Raw genomic sequence first — 22,709 nt, 5'->3', positions numbered from 1 at the left:
CGGAGCGATGTGCCCGGGCATTTGGACCTGCGGTTGGGCGTTCAGTTAGGAGCGGACGTCGTCGCAGGGCGAGCGACAGACGGGGACTTCGAGCATGCCGTTCGGGCACTGGCGGCACTAGTTACCGACTGGAGGCGGTCGATGAGAACAGCTTCCTGACTGTCTTCGGACGGCTGCTGCCGGTCGCGGAGCCACCGGATCGCCTGGCGGGTCGCGCCACCCAGCGTGCACAGCGCACGGTTGCTTCGCCGCAGCGCCTCTTCTGTTTCGGTACACGCAAGAAGGGCACGCCCCTGTTCTGCCCCACGGTCGAGAAAAAGGGTCCCTCCGGTCTCTTCGAAGACCTCCTGGACATCGATCAACTGTTTGGCCGCGGTGGTGACGGCCCCTACCAGCAGCCCCTTTCGACGAGTGGCGATCCTCGTGTCCATGAATGCCTCGGTCCGGCGTCGCAGCACCCCCTCGACCACAAGGTCATGGACGCGCTCCACTACAGTCCGGCGCGCGGACAGGAAGCGCAACGGCTCCGCATCCAGCGGAACGGCCGTGTAGCGATTGGGAGCCTGTCTGGGCTGTGCCTCGTCCGTACAGACCGTTCTCTTCGGCGTCGAGCCCGACGAAGGAACACGCGAGGAGATTGCCGAATCGGCCGGGATCACGAGATGTTTTCCGGCCGACCGCAGGGCGAAGATGTCGAGTCCACGATCGGTGTGGAGGGCATTCCCTAGTTCGACGCGCACCCGCACGTCCGTCGAGTCCTTTTTGAAGGCCTGCTCGAGGAGTCGTACTGCCCGAGAAGAATTTCCGGCGGCGAGTGCAGACCGGGCACTGTCCAGAAGCGCGTCGACGGTCTCAGGCGAAGAGTTCGCGAAGTCGAAAACATTGCATCCCCCGATCAGGAGGCCGCCTCCCAGAAGGATCAGCAACATCACGGTGCCTGCTCGCCGGACTTGCATTCACATCGTGGCAGTGCTGTGGAGACAGCGACACAGGCCAGCGCGATGGGCCCCGCCTCTGTGGAGCAGGCCTGGGCTCTTCCGTCCTAGGTGACGGATCCAGCCGTGGATCTCAGCAGTTCTGTCAACTTTCTTTGTTCACCGAGGAGTCTGAGGAGCGGTACTCATCGACAATCCGAGCATCCTCGATGTTTGGATTGGCCCCGCGGTTGAACTCTTCCTTCGACTCGGCCGCGATTTTCGATACACGTTTTGCCGTCGTGTCGACCAGATTGGCCGTAAGCCGAAGGGCCGCTCCTCCGAGATAAACCGATTTTCCGAACCAGTTCAGGTTTCGAAGGCGGACCCGGCGCTCCGTAGGACGTTCTTGAGACATTTGACGAGTGCGTTGGTGGAAGAGCAGAGAGCAAGCTGTCAGTGCTGTTCCCGCACGGCACGGGATGCTTCTCCGCGGGCCCGAAGACGATTCACGACTCCGACGACGAATCCCCGCCGCGAGAGGCCTGCCGCTGGGCGGTTTCCGGCTCCGCAGCCCCTGGTTGCCGGGCTTCTTCGGACGCGCCCGATGCCCGGTGCTCCTGTTGCATGACCCGTTCAAGGCTATCGGCGAGCGCCTGCCCGGCTTGCTCAAGCCCCTGGGCCAGCGTTGAAACGGAGGCCTCAAGGAGGAAGCGGGCGCGCTCGTTGGCCTCAAGCTCTTGAAAATGGCGGCGGAGGCGGTCGTAGCGGTCGCGAGAGGGCATAACGAACTGTTTAGGGCAGAGCCCCATTTCAATAATTGCTTTTCCGACTTGGGGAATCATCTAGTGGACGGGCAGCGAGAACGAATGGTTTCTCCACAGGGCTCTGCGACCACACATGGCTCCATCTTCCGCGGCAACCGATTCCGACACCACATACCTCGAGGGGGTCGTGACGAGCTCGACGGGGAGCTGGTATGATGTGCAGGTCGGGGACCGGACCGTGCCCTCGCGGATGCGGGGGAAATTCCGCCTTACCGAGCAGGATGTCACCAACCCCATTGCCGTGGGCGATCGGGTCACGATCCGACTGGCGGAAGAAGACCAAACCGGGTTCATCACCGAAATACACGATCGGATCAACAAGTTGAGCCGGCGTGCTGCGGGTCCTCGTGCCGGCCAGGAGCACGTGCTCGTCGCCAACGTCGACCGGGTCTGGTGTGTACAGTCCGTCCATCTTCCTGCCCTCAATCCCCGCTTCCTCGACCGCCTGCTCGTGGCAGCTTCGGCCCGCGACATTCCAGCGGGAATTATCATCAACAAAATAGATCTCGCGACGGAGGCCAACAAGCCGGAGGTGATGGACTTTCATCTCCGGTACGCGGACCTCGGGTATCCGGTGCTGGCGACCAGCGCCACAGAAGGACGCGGGCTCGATCGACTCGGCAACGCATTCGAGGACCAGATCAATGCAATCACAGGCCCCTCGGGGGCCGGCAAGTCAACGCTTCTCAACGCTCTCGAACCCGACCTTGACCTTCGGACCAGTTCCGTGAGCACGAAGACCCAAAAGGGCACGCACACGACAACTCATGCCGAGCTATACCCCCTCTCGAACGGGGGGTACGTTGTCGACACGCCCGGTGTCCGCGAGTTTGGAATCCACAACGTGCACCCGAAGGACCTCGCGTACTACTTCCATGACCTGTCCCCGTACGTGAACGACTGTCAATTTCCGGACTGCACGCACGACCACGAGCCCGGGTGTGCCGTGAAGAAGGCCGTGGAGCGAGGAGACATCCACCCAGAGCGCTACGAGAGCTATCTCAACATTCTGGAGTCCCTCCAAGACGAGCAGGATCCGTCCCGCTGACAAGGTCCTTCGTCCTCAAGGGCTCAGGCCGGGACATCAACATCCGCCGCTAGAAACGTCCGCATATCCTAAGCGGCCCCTAGCTTCGAACCTCCTGGGTCGCCGAATCTCCCTTTTCGGCCAGTAGGTCGAGGGCCTCCTCCATCGTCACGGCATCAATGGACTGGTCGTCCTTCAGAGATGCGTTGGTCCCGTCGTGTTTGACATAGGGTCCATACCGTCCGTTCCAGACTTCAACCGGCTCCTCGGTCTTGGGGTGCGGCCCGAGCACCCGGTCCGGCTTGTTGGCATCCTCTTCCGCCCGAATGAGCTCTAGGCCCCGCTCGAACTCGATGGTGAGGACGTCATCGTTATCCCGCAGCGAGGCAAACGTCCCCTCGTGCTGCACGTAGGGGCCGTACCGGCCGATGTTGGCCTTGATCGGGCTGCCTGTGTCCGGGTGTTCGCCCAAGACGCGCGGCAAATTCGCAATCTGAAGGCCCAGTTCGAAGTCCACGTCCTCCGGCTCCACGCCCGGCGGGAGAGACACGCGCTTCGGATCGTTCTCCTCGTCGTCGCCAAGTTGGATGTATGGACCGTAGGGCCCTGACTTGAGGAGCACCGGCTTATCGGCGTCAGGATGGATCCCGAGCACCCGATCGCCCGCGTTTGCCTCCTCCAAGATAGACTGGAGCTTCTCCTCCGTAACCTCTCCAGGGGCCAGGTCGTCTGGCAGGGAGGCAGTGACGGTGGACTCGTTCAGCGTTCCTTCCACGTAAGGCCCGTACCGCCCGACGCGCACCACGTAGTCGCCCCACTGATCGGGAAAGGAGACGGAGCTAATTTCCCGCCCATCGATCTCGTCGAGGCCTTCTTCCACACGGGGCTCAACCCCATCGTCCCCTAAATAGAAGTCTCGGAGGTACGGAGTCGGCTTCTTCTCCCCACGCGCAATGTCGTCGAGCACATCCTCCATTTGAGCCGTAAAGTTGACGTCGACCAGGGGCTTGAACTGGGCCTCCATCAGATTATTCGTGGCGAAGGCCGTGAAGGTCGGGACGAGTGAGCTTCCCTCCTTCCGCACGTAGCCTCGGTCCTGGATGGTATCGATGATGGTGGCATACGTGGACGGCCGTCCGATGCCCTCATCCTCGAGGGTCTCGACCAGGGACGCCTCGGTGTACCGGGACGGCGGTTGGGTCTCGTGCCCGAGCGGCTCGACGGAGCGGACGCGGAAGCCCTGGTCCTCCGAGGCCGAGTCGGGAGTGCTCCCGACGGACGTCTCGCCGACCTCCAGTGAAGGGAGGGGCCGTTCGCGGTCCCGAAGAGCCGCTTCTGGATCGTCGCTGCCTTCTACCAACACCCGGAAAAACCCTGGAAAATCGAATTTCTTCCCCGAAGCCCGAAAGCGCGCCACGCTCCCGTCTACCTCCGCGTCGAAGTAAACATTCGTGTAGCGGACCTTCGCGTCTGCCATCTGGGTGGCCAACGTGCGCTTCCAGATCAGGTCGTAGAGCGCTCCCTCGATGCCCCGAAGGCCGAGTTCGTCCTTGGTTTTCATGTCGGAGCCCGCCGGCCGGATGGCCTCGTGGGCTTCCTGCGCACTCTCCGATGAGCTGTACTGGCGCACCTTATCGCTCAGGTACTCGCCCCCGTACCGCTCCGTCACGGTCCGTCGGGCCCCCTCCACCGCCTTGGACGACAGATTCGTCGAGTCGGTGCGCATGTACGTAATGTAGCCATTCTCGTAGAGGGACTGGGCGACGCTCATCGTCCGTCCCGACGAGAGATTTAGTTTGCGGTTGGCCTCCTGCTGAAGAGTAGACGTGATGAACGGTGCGTACGGCGACTTTGTACGCGTCCGCTCCTTGATGTCGGCGATGCGCCACGTCTGCTCCGGCAGCTGTTCGGCCAACGTGGTGGCCTGCTCTTCGTTGAGCAGCACCACGTCCTCGCCCTCCGTGAGGTCCTCCTTCAGGCGGCCGGTGTCCTCGTCGAAGTCCCGACCCGCGGCCAGCCGCACCCCATTCAGGTGCGTCATTTCGGCGTCAACACCGATCTCCTCCTTCGAAAGCCGTGCCTCGAGGTCCCAGTACGTAGCCGGCACGAACGTAATCCGCTCGGTCTCCTGCTGCACAAGGAGCCGCACCGCCACGCTCTGGACGCGGCCCGCGGACAACTTTGGCTTGATCTTGCGCCAGAGCAGGGGCGATATCGAATACCCGACGAGCCGGTCCAGAATGCGGCGGGTCTTTTGCGCCTCAACCAGGTGCATGTCGAGATCACGGGTGTCCTCTAGTGCCCCCCGAATGGCGTCCTGCGTGATTTCGTGGAACACCATGCGCCGAACTGGGACCTCCGGCTCAAGCACGTTCAGGAGGTGCCACCCGATGGACTCGCCCTCGCGGTCCTCGTCGGTCGCGATGTAGAGCACATCGGCGTCGCTGAGGGCCTCTCGGAGGTCGCGCACCACACCTTTCTTCTTTGACGGCACCACGTACAGGGGTTCAAATCCGTTGGTGACCTTCACGCCAAGCCGGGCCCAGTCCTCATCCTCGTATTCCGAGGGGATCTCCTCTGCCGACGCAGGAAGATCGCGGATGTGTCCCATGCTCGCCTCAACGTGAAAGTCTCCGTCCGGAAGGAATGATCGGATTGTCTGAGCCTTCGTTGGCGACTCGACAACGACTAAACGGTTCATAGGAGTCGGACAATTTGCGACCGGTGCGACAGATAGGCAGACCGATGAGGGGTGTCTAGGATGGCAACCCGTCGGAAAAATTCGGCTCAGAGGACACGCCTGTTCTGGGAAGGTCGTTCCGACGCCCGTGTGACCTCTTTGTTGTCAGTCCCCCTGTGACCAGTCCCGGACTGGCTCCCACCCCCGCCCGTCACGGCCACAGAAAAAGCCCGGCCCCCACAATCGGCGCCGGGCTTCACACGTCTCTGCCCCCCGACGGCCAGAAGCAGGGCCGGGGGCGGAAGACACTAGGCGGCATCTCCGTTTGGACGACCAATCTCCAGGCTGTCTTCCCCGAGGAAGTGGTCGAGGTGGTGAGCCCGGTCCTCAGCCTTGGTCAGCGCCTTCTTCAACTCGCGCTCCGTCCCCGGGTCTCCAAGCTCCTGCGCCTGCTCAATCGTGTCCCGCAGAATGGTTGAGAGGGTCTGCTCGGCGGCCAAGTCGTGCTGGAGCATCTGGCGGACGCGGTAGGTTCCCTCCGGCTCGTGCTCCACGTGGGAAAGTTCAGCCTGCACGTCCGGCGCGCTGGTCGGGATGCCTCCGAGGGCCGTAATGCGCTCAGCCAAACGGTCGAGGTACTTGTGGACCTCCTCGTAGTTCTCCTCAAGAAAGAGGTGGAGGTCGTTAAACTGAGGCCCCTCAACGAGCCAGTGATGCTTCTGGTACTGGTGGTACATCGTCCAGAGCGTGCACTGGATCTCGTCGAGCTTCGGAATCAACTGCTCGGCAACATCCTGATCGAGGCCGACGGGATTCTCCTCGATCATTTGCTGGGGGCGCCAGGGTTCACCATGGGTCGTGGTTTCTTCTTTCGTGGTGGTGGTAGGCATATCAGTCACGGTTGGTTGTTCAGGAGTTTGAGGGCAAGGGAGTCTTGTCAGCAGGTACGTCAGCTCATCGTCAGTACTTGGTGACAGGCTGACGTCATTTCTCCAGCAGTCGGGAATGAATAACGTCTGTCAGCATGTATACTACATCTCAAATCCAATGCCAGGTTTGAACCTCACAGTGTCTGTTCCACGCCCGTAACGGGCGTGAAGTTGCAGAGGAGCCCTCAGCGCAGTTCCTGAAATTTTTCTACAGCGCGGAGCTTTAAGGCACGTATCTTTTTCGTTAAATTGATCCCGGACGTAGCACCGACCATAGCGCTTGCGGACTGGCGTCCCGACGCGTCTGCGCCACGCCCACCAGCAATCATACACATCAGTGCCCATGACCACCACGACAGACACGCCCAAGTACGTGTACCGGTTCGGGAACGGACGGGCCGAAGGCGACCGCAACCAGACCGATTTGCTTGGCGGGAAAGGAGCAAATCTCAACGAAATGAGCAGGATTGGTCTTCCCGTTCCTCCCGGCTACACCATTACCACCGAAGCATGCCACTACTACGTGGACTACGATGGCGACTGGCCCAATGGAATGCGAGACCAAGTGCGTGAGGGACTCCGCCACATCGAGGAGGCGATGGGAAAGCGCCTCGGCAATCCAAAGGACCCACTTCTGGTCTCTGTGCGGAGCGGAGCGGCGGTGTCGATGCCCGGCATGATGGACTCGGTGCTCAACCTGGGTCTCAACGACGATTCTGTGGAGGGCCTGGCCAAACAGACCGGCAACGAGCGGTTTGCCTACGACGCCTATCGGCGGCTCATCGACATGTTTGGGGATGTCGTCGTAGGCATCGACCGGGACCGCTTCGAAAACGCGATTGGCACCCTCAAGGAAGAGCAGAAGGCCGAGCGGGACATCGACCTAACTGCCGACGACCTGGAGGAGCTCGTCCAGCGCTACAAGACCATCTACTACGAGGAAACCGGCGAGCCCTTTCCGCAGGCGCCCGCCGAGCAGCTCGAGCGGGCGATCAACGCGGTCTTCGACTCGTGGATGAACGAACGGGCCGTGCGGTACCGCGAGATCAAAAACATCACGGGCCTGCGCGGCACGGCCGTGACGGTCCAGGCGATGGTCTTCGGCAACACCGGTGACGCGAGCGGCACCGGCGTGTGTTTTACCCGCAATCCCGCGACCGGCGAGAACGAGCTGTACGGCGAGTTTCTCCAGAATGCCCAGGGGGAGGACGTGGTCGCGGGCATTCGCACTCCGCGCGACATTCAGGAACTGCAGCGGGCGATGCCCTCAATCTACGAGGAGCTCCAGGACATCTGTCATCGCCTGGAGGCCCACTACGGGGAAATGCAGGACCTTGAGTTCACCGTCCAGGACGGCTCCCTCTACATCCTCCAGACGCGGGACGGAAAGCGAACCGGCCCTGCCGCCCTCACGATTGCGGTGGACATGGTCGACGAAGGCCTCATCGACGAGGAGCGGGCGGTGAAGGTCCTCGTTGAGCCCGACCACCTGAACCAGCTCCTCCACCCCCGCTTCGATGCAGACGCCGACTACGACGACGACATCCTGGGAGAGGGTCTTCCAGCATCGCCGGGAGCGGCCGTCGGGCAGGCCGTCTTCAGCGCGGAGGAGGCCGAGCGGTGGAATGAGAACGGTGAGGAGGTTATCCTTGTCCGCACCGAAACAAGCCCTGAGGACGTGGGCGGCATGGATGCCGCGGAAGGCATTCTTACGTCCCGCGGGGGCATGACCTCCCACGCAGCGGTTGTGGCCCGGGGGTGGGGCAAGCCCTGCGTGGCCGGCTGCGACGACATTGTCGTCGACCATGAGCAGAAGTCGTTCACGAACGGCGAGGTGACCGTCGAGGAGGGCGACTGGATTTCGATCGACGGGTCGACCGGAGACGTCATCCGCGGCCAGCAGCCGCTAATCGAGCCGGAGCTGACCGGTTCGTTCGCCCGCTTCATGTCGTGGGTGGACAAGTACCAGGATATCGGCGTGCGGACCAACGCCGACACGGCCGAGGACGCCCAGCAGGCCCTTGAATTTGGCGCCGAAGGCATCGGGCTCTGCCGAACCGAGCACATGTTCTTCGGCGACGAACGCATCGCCGAGATGCGCCGGATGATTCTGTCGGAGAGCAACGAGGTCAAGCGGGACGCCCTCGATGCCCTTCGCCCGTACCAGCGGGGCGACTTCGAGGAGATCTTCCGGGCGATGGATGGGCACCCGGTGACCATCCGCCTCTTGGACCCGCCCCTCCACGAATTCCTGCCAACCGAGGCGGACGACCAGGCCGCGCTGGCCGACCGCCTCAATCTCCCCGTCGAAGCAATCGAAGAGAAGGTGGAGTCGCTCGAGGAGTTCAATCCGATGCTGGGGCACCGGGGCTGTCGTCTCGGCGTGACCCGGCCGGAGATCACCCGCATGCAAGCCCGTGCCATTTTCGAGGCCGCCCTCGACGTGCAGGCCGACGGCATCGACGTCCAGCCCGAGGTCATGGTCCCCCTTGTCGCCACCGCCGCGGAGTTCGACGACCAGAAGGCAGTGATCGACGAGGCCGCCGAGACTGTATTCGAGGCGCACGGCGCGACCGTCGACTACCAAGTGGGGACGATGATCGAGATTCCTCGTGCCGCCCTGCAGGCCGGCGAGATCGCCGAGGCGGCGGACTTCTTCTCCTTCGGCACGAACGACCTTACGCAGATGACCTTCGGCTTCAGCCGAGACGACGCTGGGTCCTTCCTCCCGCACTACGTCGACGAGAGCTTCCTCGAGCAGGATCCCTTTCAGGCACTCGACCAGGACGGCGTGGGCGAACTCGTCCAAATCGCCGTGGAGCGTGGAACAGCGCGCAACGAGGCGCTCAAGGTAGGCATCTGTGGTGAGCACGGTGGCGAGCCCTCCTCCGTCGCCTTCTGCTACGATACCGGTCTGGACTACGTCTCGTGCTCCCCCTTCCGTGTGCCCATCGCTCGCCTCGCGGCGGCCCAGGCAGCCCTCACGGAGGGACCGGGCATCTCCTCCGATGGCGCAGCGTATTAGCATCTCCCTGTCGGCGTCCGACGGGGACTTCACCGTGACAAGCGCAGCCTGAACCACACACAGCTCAGAATTCGAGGGCACTCATGCGCACTGCAAGAACGGTGAGCGGGCGCGCAGACGTGACGAGGGAGGGCGCACTCCTGCTGCGGCGCCCGGACACAGCGCAGTCGTCCCTGGCCACCGGCGAATTCGTCCCTCGTGCACGGTGGACCCTGGGGTGGTTCGACATCTCGTCGGCGGCGGGACGGCGGGGATCATCGTCGGGCAACACGGGCCAGCGTCCCCCGGGCACATTCAGGGGATGAGCCCGGTGGTGCGCTCCCCTCCCCCACGATCCTAGCGACCGGGACGCGGCGCGGCGGCACATCCGTCAGCATCCGGCTGCCTGGACGGAGGACCGCCATTTTCAATTCTCATTCTGAGATCACGCGTCCGCCTACGTGAACGCGTTCTCCCCCGTCACGTCCTCCCCTACGATAAGCGTGTGTACCTCGTGGGTGCCCTCGTAGGTGCTCACCGCCTCGAGATTGGACTGGTGCCGCATTACCGGGTACCGGCTCGTCACACCGTCGCCGCCTAACATCTGGCGGGCCGATTGTGCTACCTCCAGTGCCGTCTCGCAATTGTTGCGCTTGGCGAGGGAGACCTGTTGGGGGCGCATGTCCCCAGCGTCCTTCAGGGTGCCGAGGCGCCAGTTGAGGAGCTGAGCCTTCGTGATCTCCTGCACCATGTCCACGAGGCGCTCCTGCATGAGCTGGAAGCCCCCGATGGGCCGGCCGAACTGCTCCCGATTCTGGGCGTGCTGGCGGGCCGCGTCGTAGCACGCCATGGCTGCCCCAATGGTGCCCCAGCAGATGCCGTAGCGGGCCTGCGTGAGGCACGAGAGCGGTGCCTTGAGTCCCTCGGCGGCCGGCAGGCGGTGGGCCTCCGGCACTCGCACGTCGTCGAGCACAACCTCGCTGGTCACCGCCGCCCGCAAGGACCAGGTGTCGTCGATGGGGGGCGTCGTGACCCCGTCCCGGTCCGTCTCAACCAGAAACCCGCGCACGGTGTCCTCCTCGTCTTTTGCCCAGACCACGGCCACGTCGGCAATCGTGGCGTTCGTTGACCACCGCTTGTGCCCGTTGAGGACCCACGTATCGCCGTCGCGCCGGGCCTGAGTCTGCATGGCGGAGGGGTTCGATCCGACCTCCGGTTCAGTGAGGCCGAAGCAGCCGATGGCGTCGGCGTTTGCCAGCCGGGGCAACCAGCGCTCCTTCTGCGCCTCGCTGCCGTAGCGCCAAATGGGATACATCACCAGCGATCCGGTGACCGAGCAAAAGGAGCGAAGGCCGGAATCTCCTCTTTCGAGCTCCTGCATCATCAAGCCATACACGATGTTGCTGTGGCCTTCGCCTCCATGCTCGGGCGGAAGAGTAGGACCGAGCAGCCCCTGCTCTGCAAGCGCCGGAATCAGGTGACGCGGAAATTCTGCTCGTTGCGCGTACTCCTCGATAATGGGCTCGACCTCCTCCGTGACGAAGGCCCGGACCTCATCTCGGATGACCCGGGCCTCCTTCGGCAGAAGTTCGTTGAGGGCGTAAAAGTCGGGCGCGTCGAACGCCTCCGGATCCCACGTCGCCGCAGGGGTGATGTCCTCTTTCGATTGCGCGTGTTGAGGCGCGAGCGAAGGGTCTAGCTCAGTCATGAGACGGAAAGCGGTTTAGAAGCGTGATTCAGGCACCGGAACGGAGTGACGACAGTATTCCTGTTGAGGATCGTCGAGCCGACATGTACGTTCCAGACAATGGTCGGCCAACCAGAGAGCAAACGGATGACTCTGTAACAGAGTTCGTAACGGCTCGCCACTTCCCCTTGATTCCGCGCAGTTCCTCACGTTCATGCGACACGTTTCTTGGCTCCTGCTTCTTCTCGGGATCACGATGGGCCTCATCGGGACCGCACAGGCTCAGAACCCGTCCCGAATTGGCATCGGCGTTCAGATGCTTGGGAGCACGGCAGGCGACAATGTGGGACCCGGGCTTCGCTTCCGTGCGTCGACCGCGGTCACTCAAGACGTATCGCTTGCCGTGGGATCCGGCATCACGGGTTTCATCTTTCAGGGCCGCGACAACGCCGCGTTCGCGCTCGACCCCCAGGCGTCGGTAATTGTCTCACTTCCGGCGACCAACAACAGAACAACGTACGTATTCGGTGGAGGGGGGGCCTACGTGCCCTTCGGCAACACGTCCACCAGGAGTGGACCTACCTTTCACCTGGGAATCGGGCAGGCTCGATTGCTCAGGGAAAGCTCCCTGTTCTTCGAATTTAACCCTGGGTTTCTCGTGGGGAAGGAGACGACGACCCTGGTGCTGCCCCTTCGAGTTGGCATCATTCTTTGAGAGATTGAGAACCCCGCGGGGACCCGGGTGCTCCTCCTCTCGCTCTCACCGGTCTCATTGCTCCCGCCCCGCGCCCGTGATCGCCTCGATCCCGGTCCGCACTCTCACCCTGGTTAGCACTACACGGTTTCTGAGCTGTAGTCTCACAGCACCGCCACCGCTCATCTCCAGTTCGTCGACGATTACGGCAGGGCCCCTTTGGTGGTGGGCCGGGCGTGTTCTCGGATTGCGTCGATCGGTATCACGGGACTGCCCCCACAGGTTGACGTGGGCGATCATGCGGCTCACTTAGCCGCACTGATCACGTGCAGACTCCCCACGGATCGATTGGACGGGGAGTGAGCCCTCGTTAAGCGTCAGGAGCTCGACCAAGAAGCCTCGGTCTCTTCCGGGCGGCTGCTGGCTGCCTTGTTCTCGATCCCGTCCGCAGCCTCATTCAGCAGGCGGTCGAGCGACTGTGGATCGGGGTCCTCAGGCTTCGATTCCGGCTCCTCCAGCGGGGCGTAGAGATGCACCCAGCGCTCGAACCGATCGCCAAGCTTCATTACGGCGTACAGCGTGGATCCTCCGAAGACAAGGTCGATGACGGCCGCGCCGAGTGAGAGTGGCATCAGCACGACATCTTTGAAGCCTTCGAGCCAGAGCTTAACCTGGAAGATGACGACGTCACGGGCAGTCTCGGAGCGCGAGGGAGCGTCCCCGGACGGAGTTGACTCAGGCATGGGACCGATGGACCTCGGAGTCAGACGTGGTCGATGTGCATTACATGTAACGCTGTGCTCTCGTGCAAGTTTGCTGCGGCCTCCCGGCTGTGCTACAGCACGCGGCGAAGAATGGACTGCAGACGCTCGTGGTCGTCGTCGAGGAGCCGGCTGAGGGCGCGGCCGGCCTGCACGAGCGGTTCGCGCCCGCCCTGCTCGCCGCCGTGCGCCACGTAGGTGCGGCGGAGCACCGCCACGAGGAGATCGTCGACCGGCACGGCGGGATCGGGATGCTCCACGAGGGTACGCAGGAAGTCGTAGGGCGCCCCGAGCGCTCGAACCTGCTCGTCGGGGCAGGGGGCCACAAAGTCGTGGATGTCCGGCGGTTGGGGCGGGAGCGTCTGCCGAACGTCGCCGTCCGGCCCCCGACACGCCAGCATCTGGGCCCGGACAGTGGTGCGGAGCAGTTCGTCGACCATCGGCATCTCCTGGGCACGTTCCTCGGGGGAGAGCCCCAGCGCCACGGCCTGTCGATTCGTGTCGTAGCTCCCCGTCTCCACGTGACTCACAAGCCCAAACAGCACGGGTGCCCCATCGGGCTCTACGCGCACCCAGGTCCCGAAGTCTGGCGCCTCGGCCTCCTCGTACACCTCGGCCACAAACTGGCGGGTGGAGGCCTCAATCACTTCACCAAGAGCGTCTTCTGTCATCAGAGTACACCAGGATTCGAAAAAGAGCGTCGGACGGGTCAGCGAGAATCACCCCGGGTTCGCCACAACCGGCCAAGCTTCCTCCTCGTTCTCATCGAGATGCCCAAACCAAAGCGAGATTGTAGGACGCCGTCGCTAGGATCGACGCGGACGATGGGCTTCGAGCCGCTCTTCCAGCTCCTCACCGAAGCGGATGCACTCGATCGCGTCCTCAGTTGTGTATCGTCGCGAAGATGCTCGACTGCTGGGCGAGTTGTGGCCTGGTGACGGTCGTAGCGACAGCACGTCCAAGCCGCAGGGATGGGCCGACAACTTTGGGGCGAGTACGACTGGGAACGAGCACAGTTCGCCGACTCAAGGCCGATAGATTGGGAAGACGGTAGTCGCGCTCTACCGCCAGCGCACAGGCGGCGGTGCCTCAACCTCACCGCTTTCGTTCTGCAAGGGCTACCAGGCCCCCAGCCTGCTCCCGCCCGCGTGAGCGCCCGGAGCGAGATGGAGAGAAGGAGACCCCGAGCGCCCTATCTCTCGGAGAGATGGAAGAGTCAGCCCGGCCACCCAGGGAGTAAGTCAGACGACATTTTGCATTCTACGGCGTGGAACTGTTACCCGATCACTGTTACACCTACGGGCCTCAAGGAACCCCACCAGAGTTCTCTTGCTCGTTACGTACACGTCTTGACATTTTGGAAAACGATTTCGTTACATTTTAACGGTGTTTTTCGATGAGAACCTGCTTGTTCTCAGGGACGAGTCTTTTCTATTAGAGTGTAGCAGGGCAATGAAAGCGACCTTCGCACGAAAAGACAAGACTACCGCCTCGATTGTCTCAACGCGGGATTTATCAGCTCGAATATGAGGCCCACGAGATTCCCAGGGATCGATGTCTTCGTACGGCGGGCGGCGAACTTCAAGGGATAGTCCTATCGGTCGCCAACATCGCTTCGGGGCCCCTTCCAGTTTCTCGGAGCCCCCCGATATCCCTCTCGAACGGAGAGAGGTCGGTTGATCAGCAGAAGGATTGATTGCGGTCCAACTACTATTCTAACTCCTCTGACGGGACTACTTTCTGCAATGTTGCGTCCGTCTCGGCAGTCTTGGCCGACCGGCGGACAGGACGAACATTTCTGTTCTGGGCGACTTCGGCACTCTTTTTGCGGTTGGGATAGGCCGGGAGTGCAGTAACGGGGACGGAGGTCCGAAAATTTGGCAACAGCGCTTTCCACCCTCACCCAGGAAAGAGACCCATGAAGAACGCTGTCGGTCTTTTCGCTTTATTGGTGGGACTTGCTCTGGTGGCTTCCTCCCAGGTGAGGGCCGGTGACCCTGAACATGAAGATCGCTTCGGAGAACGTACGGCTCTCTACATCTGGTCCGATGCCCTTCAGAGCCAAAGCATCAGTTCCATCGTTGATCTTGCAGAGACTCAGAATATCGAGCGACTGATCCTGTCCGTAGGGCAAGGCTCTCCCATCGAAAAAGTGAAAGCCCTGAAGGCGCAGGCCCGGAAAAGCGGCATCGCCACCGAGTTTCTCTTGGCTCCCAACTATTGGGTACGATCCGGTGAGCCGGAGGACGTGCGGTCGCGCGTCAACGGCATTGACCTGCAGGGGAGCACCCTGCACATAAACATAGAACCGCACGCGTACGACGACTTCGACCAGCGCACGGCGGAGTACCTCCGGCGCTACCTGGAGGTGCTGCGTGTGGTCCGTGAAAGCATTGGCGACAGCAAGTTAGCAGTATCGGTTCCCGTTTGGTGGCCCGATTCGACGTATCGCAAGATGGCGCCAATTGTGGACCGGGCGTACCTTATGGCCTATGGAGAGAAAGAGCCGCGCGAGCGAGCGGAGCAGACCCGCGAGGCCGCTCGCCACTTCTCCCCCGAACAGCGAGCCGTAGCCTTGCGTCCCGAGGATTACCCTAGCCCCTCGGTCCTCAACCAAACCGTTCAGGCAGTCGGGGACATCGTTGGGACAGACCAATTTGCCCTCCACGATTTTGAAAGCTTCGTCGAGTTCATTGGCGGTACCAACGAGCTTCCTGTGGAGCTTGGCCACTTCGACGGCACGGCCGTCGAGACCAGCGTCCGCCTCGCCTGGCAGACCGTTAGCGAGACGAACAATGCAGGCTTTGAGGTGCAGCGACAGGACGACGAAGATGGCTGGACGCAGATTGGTTACGTTAGATCGAAAGCCTCCGGTGGCACCACGACCCAGGCGCTTTCCTACCGTTTTGAGACTGGGGAGCTTCCAGTGGGCAAGCACCAGTTCCGTCTGCGGCAGGTACACCTGAACGGCGCCTCCACACTCAGCGACTCGGTGACGGTTCGAGTTCAGATGCAAGAAGCCCTTCGTCTGAGCGCGCCCGCGCCAAACCCGACGCGTAGCGGTGCGACCCTGCGCTTCGGGACGAAGGAGGCCGAACACGCGGAGCTCGCCCTGTACGACGCACTGGGCCGACGAGTGCGGACCTTGTTTCAGGGCCGTTCTGGAGGGGGCCGCATGCAGACAGTTCGGCTCCGGGCTGGTAGCCTATCGGCGGGGACGTACTTCCTGCGGCTCCGGGCTGGGGGGCAAGCCAGGACCCGACGGGTTACCATCGTGCAGTGACTAGTCATGGTCAGGAGGCGGGGACGGATTCTGGCGGCTGGATGGTTACAAAGCACTCCCGAGGCTTCGAGCCGCTCCAAAAGAGGCAGTTCTGAAGTAGACACCACTGGGACGGGCCCGGTTCGTCAGTCCCGCCTCCACGTGCCCCAACATCCGTGCTCAAGCCCGTGGCCGCTGCTTCGAGCGTCGCTTCCCCGACCCGGTCGGATCGAGACCCGTGTCACGGAGCCGCCGCTCCATGATCCGGAAAAATGCCTCTCGCTCCGCCCGCCGCACCACCGCCCGCTCGTGGGCCTCCGACAGCGCCAGCGGGTAGCCTTCCCCCTTCCGGCACTCCTGTAGGATCGTGGCGTGGACACGGTCGAGGAGCGCCGAATCCTCCGCCACCCACCGCGGTACCTCAACGCGCCCAAGCTCTCCTTCGCTGGGCCCCGGGACTCTCAGGTAGAAAAACGCGATGTCCGTCCCCGTCGGGTACTCGCCCTGAATGTGCGAGGCCGACCCGAAGACGGCCGACCGCTCCCCCGGTTTCAAAATCGTAGCTAGGACGTGGCGATCGAGCAACCCATCGAGCTGCGGCGTGTCGGCGGCGTCGACCGATATCGAGGGCGCCGCCGCGTCGAGGTCGCCCCCCACGAACCGGAGCAGGTTCACAACCTCGGTGCTCGCGGGCATGCTCACGTAGGAGGCCAGGGCAAGATTCGCCTCCCGGAAGCCTTCGAGGTGCTCGGTGTAGCGGGCGATGAGGTCCTCTTCGAGGGCCTCGTTGTCCATGCCCCGAATCATCCACCGGATGAGCGTCCCGTCCGCCAGGGCCAGGAGGGGACGGCCCGAAACGCGGGCCGTGGTAGCGACATCGAGAAGCTGACTCAGCTCCAACTCGTCGCGCAGCGCCGAAACCAGTTCGGCCGGAATGGTGTCGAGCGGCGCGTCGAACCGGGCGGCCAACTGCTCCCGGAAATGTAGCGAAGGGGTGGAATCGAGGAGGGCCTCCTCCGTCGTCCCGTACTGGAATCCCACCTGACTCACGTTCAGCAGGAAGAAGGGCGGCTCGACGTGGCGATCGGGGTAGATCTGGGAGCCGTCCGTGGCCACCACCGTGATGGGCGACGGGCGTTCCGGCGCCGCGTGGGTCGCGGCGGGGGGCTCGCGCATCTTGGCCACGAGGCGGCGCGGCTGGGCCGTCCCGACGGCGTCCCGAACCTCCCGCCAGTGCTCGTGGCAAACGTCGAGCAGGGCCCCGGCCCGGTCGCGCTGCGCCGTCCGGCGGTTCTGGCGCTTGGCCTGCTGCTCCTCGAAATCGTCCAGTTGGTCGTGCAGCTGCCGAAGATTGAGCATATCGCCTGTGAACGATCAAGGAGCGTGTAGCGAGAAAAGGAGTTCCGCTTCGAGATTGTCCATGTCATCCGGGATGTTGTGGACGTGCGCTCTGCGAGGCGAGAGCGGCTCCGGGTCCTTGCATCCGCGAGAGAGCATCCGCGAGAGATCCGACCCCAAAATTGTGCTCTCCCCTTCTGAACAGTCCCACGCATCAGCGACCACAGACATCCCATGACCGATCGATCGACGTACGAAACGATGGGCCTGATCGTCGACGTGATGATGATGATCCTCATCATCATAAATCTCGCCCTCATCATCGTCGACTGGGGGTTTGCCAGCCCGTTTGTCCAGGACCAGATGCAGGCCCACGTCCCTGCGCTATACACCTGGTACAACCAGACGATCCACCAGCACTTCATTGTCTACGACCTCGCGTTCGTCGCCGTTTTCGTAGCGGAAATCCTCGTCCGCTGGGGACTGGCCATCTACCAAGACCGGTATCACCGGTGGTTCTTCTACCCGTTTGTGCACTGGTACGACGTCTTGGGTTGCATTCCGGTCGGGTCGCTGCGCTCCCTGCGTCTGCTCCGCTTGATTGCCATGATCCCGAAGCTGCAGCGGACCGGTCTCATCGACCTCCGGGAAACATACGTCTATGAGACCTTCGATAAGTACCGCGACATCCTGCTCGAAGAGATCAGCGACCGCGTGACGGTGCGCATTATCGAGGGTGTGCAGGAGGAACTCCGGGTCAACCAGGAGGTGACCGACCGGATCGGGCGAGAGGTGCTCGCCCCACAGCGGGATGCCCTCATCGAGGCAGTCACTCACCGGCTTCAGGAGGCCACCGCGATTGCCTACGATGACCGAAAAGATGACTTCCACGACTACCTGGACGAGGTCATCGAAGATGCCGTCGAGAACAACCGGGAGATTGGCACGATTGCTTCCCTTCCGGGCGTTGGCGCACCAGTGGCCACCCTTCTTGAGAGTGCCATCAGCGACATCGTATTCAGCGTCGTCGACCGCCTGGTGACCGATGTTTGTCGGCCCGAGAACAATGCTGTCCTCGCCCAGGTCACATCCGTCTCGGCGGAGACCCTGCTGAGCCCGAAGTACGATCAGCGGCTCAATCACCTCGCCCAGTCGATCGTCATCCAGTCGCTCGACGTAATTAAGGACCACGTGGCTGTCCGGCAGTGGAAGCAGCGAGCGTCCACGTCCTCTCCGAGTTAGCCGGAGCACTCCTCCCAACCACTCTCTCGACATCGTGGCTGGCCTGTATATTCACCTTCCGGTGCGGAAGGGCCACCGTGCCCGTGAGCAAGACGCCCCCGGAGATGCCGGTGAGGCCGAGATCACGGCTGCTCTGTCCGATGAGGCCCGTTTGTGCGCACAGCGGCCCACCGTGACCGCCCCCGTCTCGATTCTCTATGTCGGTGGGGGGCGGCCCTCTCTTTACTCCGTCGATGTTGTTCAGACTCTCGCTGATACCGTATCCCATGAGCTTGGCGCGTCCGCGCTGGAGGAGGCCACTGTCGAGATCAGTCCAGCTGACGCGACGCCCGAATACCTAACCGAACTGCATCGGCATGGGGTCACCCGGCTGAGCATCGGAGGAATTTCGCTGGTACCCGAGGACCTGGCGAGGACCGGGGCCCAGCACACCCGGGATGACCTCGTCCGCACGATTCAGTGGAGTCGAGATGCGGGGTTCGAGTCCTTCTCGGTCGACCTGCACTTTGGCGGCGCTGAGCGTCCGCGTTCGAACTGGAAGGCCAGCCTGCACCGGGCAGCAGAGCTGCGCGTGCCCCACATCACCCTCCACGAACGCGATCTAAGCGGCCCCTCCCACAACGACGACGCGCACGCAGAGCGCTTCGCCTTCGCCATGACCTTCCTCCGCTCGAAGGGCTACGAGCAGTACGAACTCACCCACTTCGCCCGGCCTGGCCACCGCTCCCAGTACCAGGAGTGCGTCTACGCACACGGCAACGTCCTCGGCCTCGGGCCCGGCGCCGAGAGCTTCTGGTGGCCCGACCGCAGCGACCCGTCGATGGCCCAGCGGTGGTCAAACGTTGAGGACACCGCAGCGTATGTGGAGCGGTTGCGTAGCGACGAGGTCCCGGTGGAGCAGCACCAGGTCCTCGACCAGCCCGCACTGGCCCGCGAGTACATCCTCCTCCGCCTCCGAACGAGTGAGGGGCTAGACCTGGACGTGCTCAACAAACGATACGGTGTTGCTCTCCATGATCGCCGGGCCGCCGCGCTGGACCGGCTCGCCGAAGAAGGGCTGATCCACGACGACCCGAATCGCGTGCGGCTGACGCCCCGGGGTCGCCTCCTCGCCGACGCCATCACGCAACGGCTGATTCGTGAGGGGTAATGCCTGATGAGGCGTGAGAACATGCTCCGGATGAGGCCCACGCCACGCACCACGTCCTCTTCCGCGACGCACTCTTTCCTGCCCGGCAATCCGCCTTCAGCAACCGTTCACGTCCGTGCCTGCCGGCCGCCGCGCCGAGACCATCCTTGAGGAGGCCTAAGAGCTGGGAGACACGGAGATGCAGTTCGTCCCCGTGGCAGCAGCGGCACCCGTCCGGACGCCCTATACCGGCCCCTTGGCTTCGTCGAGCGTGATGCCTACTATCACAACCCGCTGAACGACGCGGTGTATACGGAACGTTCGCTCTAACCCCCCTCTTCCGCCCGGTCTTCTCATGCGAATCGGCACCCTTCTGCTTTTCTCCCTTCTCGGCCCCCTACTTCTCCTCGGCTGCAGCGACAACACCACCCAGCGCAACGATACCCGTGGCTTCCAGGAGGAGGGCACACTCGCCTTTGTCCGGCCGAGTGGGGACACGCTTGCGACGATCGCCATCGACATCGCCGACTCCGATGCCGAGCGGAAGCGGGGATTGATGCGCCAGCAGACCCTCGGCTACGATCGGGGCATGCTCTTTATCTTCGACGAGGTGAGCACGGGGGGCATGTGGATGAAAAACACGCCCCTTCCCCTAGATATTGTGTTCGTAGCCCCTGATTCTCAAGTGATCAACGTCGCCCGTCGGACGACCCCGTTCTCCGAAGAGACGATTGAGCCGAAGGCTCCCAGGAAGTTTGTTGTCGAGGTCCGGGCCGGCTTTGCCGACCGCTTCGGCCTTACCGACAGCACTCGCGTCCGATGGACATCCAACAACTAGCCCCTACGCCTGTGTCCGTGCCCCCTCAGACGACCTCTGTTCCCCTACGAGTTTTGTCCCTCCTGCTTTGTGGCACAGTGCTTCTTGGGGGCCTCACCGCCTGTGGCGGTTCCGGAAATGGGGAGACCTCCTCTCCGGACGCAGGAGCGGACACCACCCGGACTATTCCTTTCGATGTGGAGGGGCGTCTTGCGTTCGTCCGGAACAAAGACTCGACAGTTGTCATCGACGTCGAGATCGCCGCCACGGACTCGGCGCGGGAGCGGGGCATGATGCAGCGAGAGGGCTTCCCCGACAAGAAGAGCGGGATGCTCTTCCTCTTCGACAACGAGCAGCCCCGCAGCTTCTGGATGTCAAACACCCCCGTTGCCCTCGACATCATTTTCGTGAGCGCGGACTCGCAGATTGTCAATATTGCCAAGTACACGACGCCCTTTTCGTCGGAGAACTACCGGTCCGGCGAGCCGGCACAGTACGTGGTGGAGGTCCCCGCCGGCTTTGCGGATTCACACGGGATCCTGGAAGGGGACCGCGTTCGGTGGCGGCGACTGGAATAAAAAAGATCTGCCGTCGGCCAACCGCCGACTGCGGTCCTACACGCCAAACGACTCCCCACACGCACACTCCCGAGAGGCCTGGGGATTGGAGAAGTGAAAGCCGTCCCCGTCGAGTCCATCGGTAAAATGCAGTTCGGACCCGTCGAGATAGAGACGGCTCTTCTTGTCGAGCACCACCGTGATGCCGTCGTGCTCCTCCACCGTGTCCTCGTCCTGCACGGTCGTGTCCCACCCGAGGTCGTACGTCAGCCCCGAGCACCCACCCGGCACCACCGCTACGCGGAGGAGCGTCTCGTCCAGGTCTACGTCCTCGTTTGATGCTACGGTCTCAATTTGATCGACAGCCTCGTCGGTCATTGCGATGGTCATAACCAAACTTGGACTCGCGCGGGAAGTCAGCGGACACAGATGTACCGTCACTCAAAACCGAAAGTTTCTCCCACACCACTCTTTCTCCCCCACTACTCCCCAAAGCAATCAGCCTCTTTTCACGATCCCCACTCGGACGAAGGCTCGCCCTCTCCGCGCGCGCCCGCGAACTTCCGACGAAGGTGTAACGGCACAAGACCCAGACGGAACGACCTGTGAGGCCTCCTGTTGTAACCGCACGTTGACACAAAGAGAGGTGTAAACGTCGGTTTACACTCGGGCCTGCTTCCTGCCTGTGATCGATGGTCTGCCCGGGGAACCGGTGTTGCCACCCGCCGCATCGGATCTCGCACGACACGACGAGGGACCGCTTATGAGCACTTCCGAAACCGAATATCTGAAGGGAAAGGCCAGTGAGGAGTACGAGCATGGCTTCTACACCGACATTGAGGCGGAAACGGCGCCCGAGGGTCTTACCGAGGAGGTCGTCCGCTACATCTCGCACCGCAAGGACGAGCCTGAATGGCTTCTGAACTGGCGGCTGAAGGCCTTCCACCACGTCCGTGATCGCATCGACGGGGGTGAAACCATCGACTGGGCGCACCTCGACTACGAGGCGCCCAAGTTCGACGAGATTAGCTACTTCTCCGCCCCGAAAGAGACGGCCAGCTACGACAGCCTCGACGAGGTGCCGGATGAGATTCTGGAGACCTTCGAGCGGCTCGGCATCCCGCTGGAGGAGCAAAAGGCGCTCACTGGTGTGGCCGTCGATGCCGTGATGGACAGCGTTTCCGTGGCCACCACGTTTAAGGACAAGCTGGAAGAGAAGGGCGTAATCTTTAAGTCCTTCGGCGAGGCCGCCCGTGACCATCCTGAGATTGTGCGGGAGCACATGGGCACGGTCATTCCATACACCGACAACTTGTACGCCGCCCTCAACTCGGCCGTCTTCAGCGACGGATCGTTCGTGTACGTGCCGGAGGGCGTCACCTGCCCAATGGAGCTGTCCACCTACTTCCGCATCAATGAGGCGGGCACCGGTCAGTTTGAGCGCACGCTCATCGTCGCCGAGCCGGGCTCTTACGTGAGCTACCTGGAGGGTTGCACGGCACCGATGCGCAAGGAGAATCAGTTGCACGCGGCCGTGGTGGAGCTCATCGCCCACGAAGACGCGGAGATCAAGTACTCCACAATCCAGAACTGGTACCCGGGCGATCCGGACACTGGCGAGGGCGGGGTCTACAACCTCGTCACGAAGCGTGGCCTCTGCAAGGGCGACAACTCCAAGATCAGCTGGACGCAGTTGGAGACCGGTTCTGCCGTCACGCAGAAGTATCCGTCCGTCATCCTGGCTGGCGACAACTCGGTTGGGGAGTTCTACTCGGTGGCCTTCACGAAGGGGCACCAGCAGGCCGACACGGGCACGAAGATGCAGCACATCGGCAAGAACA

20 protein-coding genes are annotated in these 22,709 nt (G+C 62.6%); 10 read left to right on the top strand and 10 right to left on the bottom strand.

The window, feature by feature from the left end; genetic code table 11:
• Nucleotides 1-41: 41 nt before the first annotated feature.
• The 3 genes from ABEL04_RS12165 to ABEL04_RS12155 all read right to left on the bottom strand — a co-directional run bounded on the left by ABEL04_RS12165 (nucleotide 42) and on the right by ABEL04_RS12155 (nucleotide 1,699).
• Complete coding sequence (locus ABEL04_RS12165) at nucleotides 42-929, bottom strand: hypothetical protein (RefSeq protein ID WP_375802662.1); 888 nt, start codon at nucleotides 927-929, stop codon at nucleotides 42-44.
• 151 nt (nucleotides 930-1,080) lie between these two features.
• Nucleotides 1,081-1,332 carry a hypothetical protein gene (locus ABEL04_RS12160; protein ID WP_375802661.1) on the bottom strand — a complete coding sequence of 84 codons (252 nt, stop codon included), beginning with the start codon at nucleotides 1,330-1,332 and terminating at the stop codon, nucleotides 1,081-1,083.
• A gap of 91 nt (nucleotides 1,333-1,423) precedes the next feature.
• Complete coding sequence (locus tag ABEL04_RS12155) at nucleotides 1,424-1,699, bottom strand: hypothetical protein (protein ID WP_375802660.1); 276 nt, start codon at nucleotides 1,697-1,699, stop codon at nucleotides 1,424-1,426.
• Nucleotides 1,700-1,814: 115 nt separating this feature from the next.
• On the opposite strand from ABEL04_RS12155, the gene rsgA reads away from it, so the two are divergent.
• The gene (gene rsgA / locus ABEL04_RS12150; RefSeq protein ID WP_375802659.1) at nucleotides 1,815-2,789 is read left to right on the top strand and encodes a ribosome small subunit-dependent GTPase A; all 975 of its coding nucleotides are present in this window, start codon (nucleotides 1,815-1,817) and stop codon (nucleotides 2,787-2,789) included.
• 79 nt (nucleotides 2,790-2,868) lie between these two features.
• On the opposite strand, the gene topA is transcribed toward rsgA, so the two are convergent.
• Entirely contained in the window at nucleotides 2,869-5,469 is a 2,601-nt protein-coding gene (gene topA / locus ABEL04_RS12145; protein ID WP_375802658.1) for a type I DNA topoisomerase, read from the bottom strand.
• A 287-nt stretch (nucleotides 5,470-5,756) separates the two neighbouring features.
• On the bottom strand, nucleotides 5,757-6,338 hold the full coding sequence (locus tag ABEL04_RS12140; RefSeq protein ID WP_375802657.1) for a ferritin-like domain-containing protein: 582 nt from the start codon (nucleotides 6,336-6,338) through the stop codon (nucleotides 5,757-5,759).
• Between the two features lie 382 nt (nucleotides 6,339-6,720).
• Here ABEL04_RS12140 and ppdK point away from each other — a divergent pair, with 382 nt between their 5' ends.
• Both ppdK and ABEL04_RS12130 read left to right on the top strand, forming a co-directional pair.
• Complete coding sequence (gene ppdK, locus ABEL04_RS12135) at nucleotides 6,721-9,402, top strand: pyruvate, phosphate dikinase (RefSeq protein ID WP_375802656.1); 2,682 nt, start codon at nucleotides 6,721-6,723, stop codon at nucleotides 9,400-9,402.
• Nucleotides 9,403-9,485: 83 nt separating this feature from the next.
• Nucleotides 9,486-9,707, top strand: coding sequence for a hypothetical protein (locus tag ABEL04_RS12130; RefSeq protein ID WP_375802655.1), 222 nt, complete (start codon nucleotides 9,486-9,488; stop codon nucleotides 9,705-9,707).
• Between the two features lie 131 nt (nucleotides 9,708-9,838).
• Here the strand turns inward: ABEL04_RS12130 and ABEL04_RS12125 are convergent, their stop codons facing one another.
• Nucleotides 9,839-11,089, bottom strand: a complete 1,251-nt coding sequence (locus tag ABEL04_RS12125) for an acyl-CoA dehydrogenase family protein (protein WP_375802654.1) — start codon at nucleotides 11,087-11,089, stop codon at nucleotides 9,839-9,841.
• 193 nt (nucleotides 11,090-11,282) lie between these two features.
• Between ABEL04_RS12125 and ABEL04_RS12120 the strand changes: the two genes are divergently transcribed.
• The gene (locus ABEL04_RS12120; protein WP_375802653.1) at nucleotides 11,283-11,783 is read left to right on the top strand and encodes a hypothetical protein; all 501 of its coding nucleotides are present in this window, start codon (nucleotides 11,283-11,285) and stop codon (nucleotides 11,781-11,783) included.
• 356 nt (nucleotides 11,784-12,139) lie between these two features.
• On the opposite strand, the gene ABEL04_RS12115 is transcribed toward ABEL04_RS12120, so the two are convergent.
• Together ABEL04_RS12115 and ABEL04_RS12110 are read right to left on the bottom strand one after the other, a co-directional pair.
• Nucleotides 12,140-12,505, bottom strand: a complete 366-nt coding sequence (locus ABEL04_RS12115; protein WP_375802652.1) for a hypothetical protein — start codon at nucleotides 12,503-12,505, stop codon at nucleotides 12,140-12,142.
• Nucleotides 12,506-12,597: 92 nt separating this feature from the next.
• Nucleotides 12,598-13,194, bottom strand: coding sequence for a hypothetical protein (locus tag ABEL04_RS12110; RefSeq protein ID WP_375802651.1), 597 nt, complete (start codon nucleotides 13,192-13,194; stop codon nucleotides 12,598-12,600).
• A gap of 1,247 nt (nucleotides 13,195-14,441) precedes the next feature.
• Here ABEL04_RS12110 and ABEL04_RS12105 point away from each other — a divergent pair.
• Nucleotides 14,442-15,806: a T9SS type A sorting domain-containing protein gene (locus ABEL04_RS12105; RefSeq protein WP_375802650.1), complete on the top strand. Its 1,365-nt coding sequence runs from the start codon at nucleotides 14,442-14,444 to the stop codon at nucleotides 15,804-15,806.
• Between the two features lie 159 nt (nucleotides 15,807-15,965).
• Here the strand turns inward: ABEL04_RS12105 and ABEL04_RS12100 are convergent, their stop codons facing one another.
• Nucleotides 15,966-17,144 carry a DNA double-strand break repair nuclease NurA gene (locus tag ABEL04_RS12100; protein WP_375802649.1) on the bottom strand — a complete coding sequence of 393 codons (1,179 nt, stop codon included), beginning with the start codon at nucleotides 17,142-17,144 and terminating at the stop codon, nucleotides 15,966-15,968.
• Nucleotides 17,145-17,357: 213 nt separating this feature from the next.
• Here ABEL04_RS12100 and ABEL04_RS12095 point away from each other — a divergent pair, with 213 nt between their 5' ends.
• The 4 genes from ABEL04_RS12095 (at nucleotide 17,358) to ABEL04_RS12080 (ending at nucleotide 20,889) form a co-directional block, all read left to right on the top strand.
• The gene (locus tag ABEL04_RS12095; RefSeq protein WP_375802648.1) at nucleotides 17,358-18,365 is read left to right on the top strand and encodes a hypothetical protein; all 1,008 of its coding nucleotides are present in this window, start codon (nucleotides 17,358-17,360) and stop codon (nucleotides 18,363-18,365) included.
• Between the two features lie 34 nt (nucleotides 18,366-18,399).
• Entirely contained in the window at nucleotides 18,400-19,515 is a 1,116-nt protein-coding gene (locus tag ABEL04_RS12090) for a coproporphyrinogen-III oxidase family protein (RefSeq protein ID WP_375802647.1), read from the top strand.
• A gap of 334 nt (nucleotides 19,516-19,849) precedes the next feature.
• Entirely contained in the window at nucleotides 19,850-20,332 is a 483-nt protein-coding gene (locus tag ABEL04_RS12085) for a DUF192 domain-containing protein (RefSeq protein WP_375802646.1), read from the top strand.
• A complete protein-coding gene (locus tag ABEL04_RS12080; RefSeq protein ID WP_375802645.1) occupies nucleotides 20,314-20,889 on the top strand; it encodes a DUF192 domain-containing protein in 576 nt (191 codons plus the stop codon). Before ABEL04_RS12085 ends, ABEL04_RS12080 begins: the two co-directional genes overlap by 19 nt.
• 36 nt (nucleotides 20,890-20,925) lie before the next feature.
• Here the strand turns inward: ABEL04_RS12080 and ABEL04_RS12075 are convergent, their stop codons facing one another.
• On the bottom strand, nucleotides 20,926-21,258 hold the full coding sequence (locus ABEL04_RS12075; RefSeq protein ID WP_375802644.1) for a HesB/IscA family protein: 333 nt from the start codon (nucleotides 21,256-21,258) through the stop codon (nucleotides 20,926-20,928).
• Nucleotides 21,259-21,631: 373 nt separating this feature from the next.
• On the opposite strand from ABEL04_RS12075, the gene sufB reads away from it, so the two are divergent.
• Nucleotides 21,632-22,709: Fe-S cluster assembly protein SufB (gene sufB, locus ABEL04_RS12070; protein ID WP_375802643.1), on the top strand; the 1,078-nt coding region annotated here is incomplete at its 3' end.

It is taken from the genome of Salinibacter sp. (genome assembly GCF_042218895.1).
Taxonomy (GTDB): Bacteria; Bacteroidota; Rhodothermia; order Rhodothermales; family Salinibacteraceae; genus Salinibacter.
This window is presented reverse-complemented; position numbering and strand designations above follow the sequence as displayed.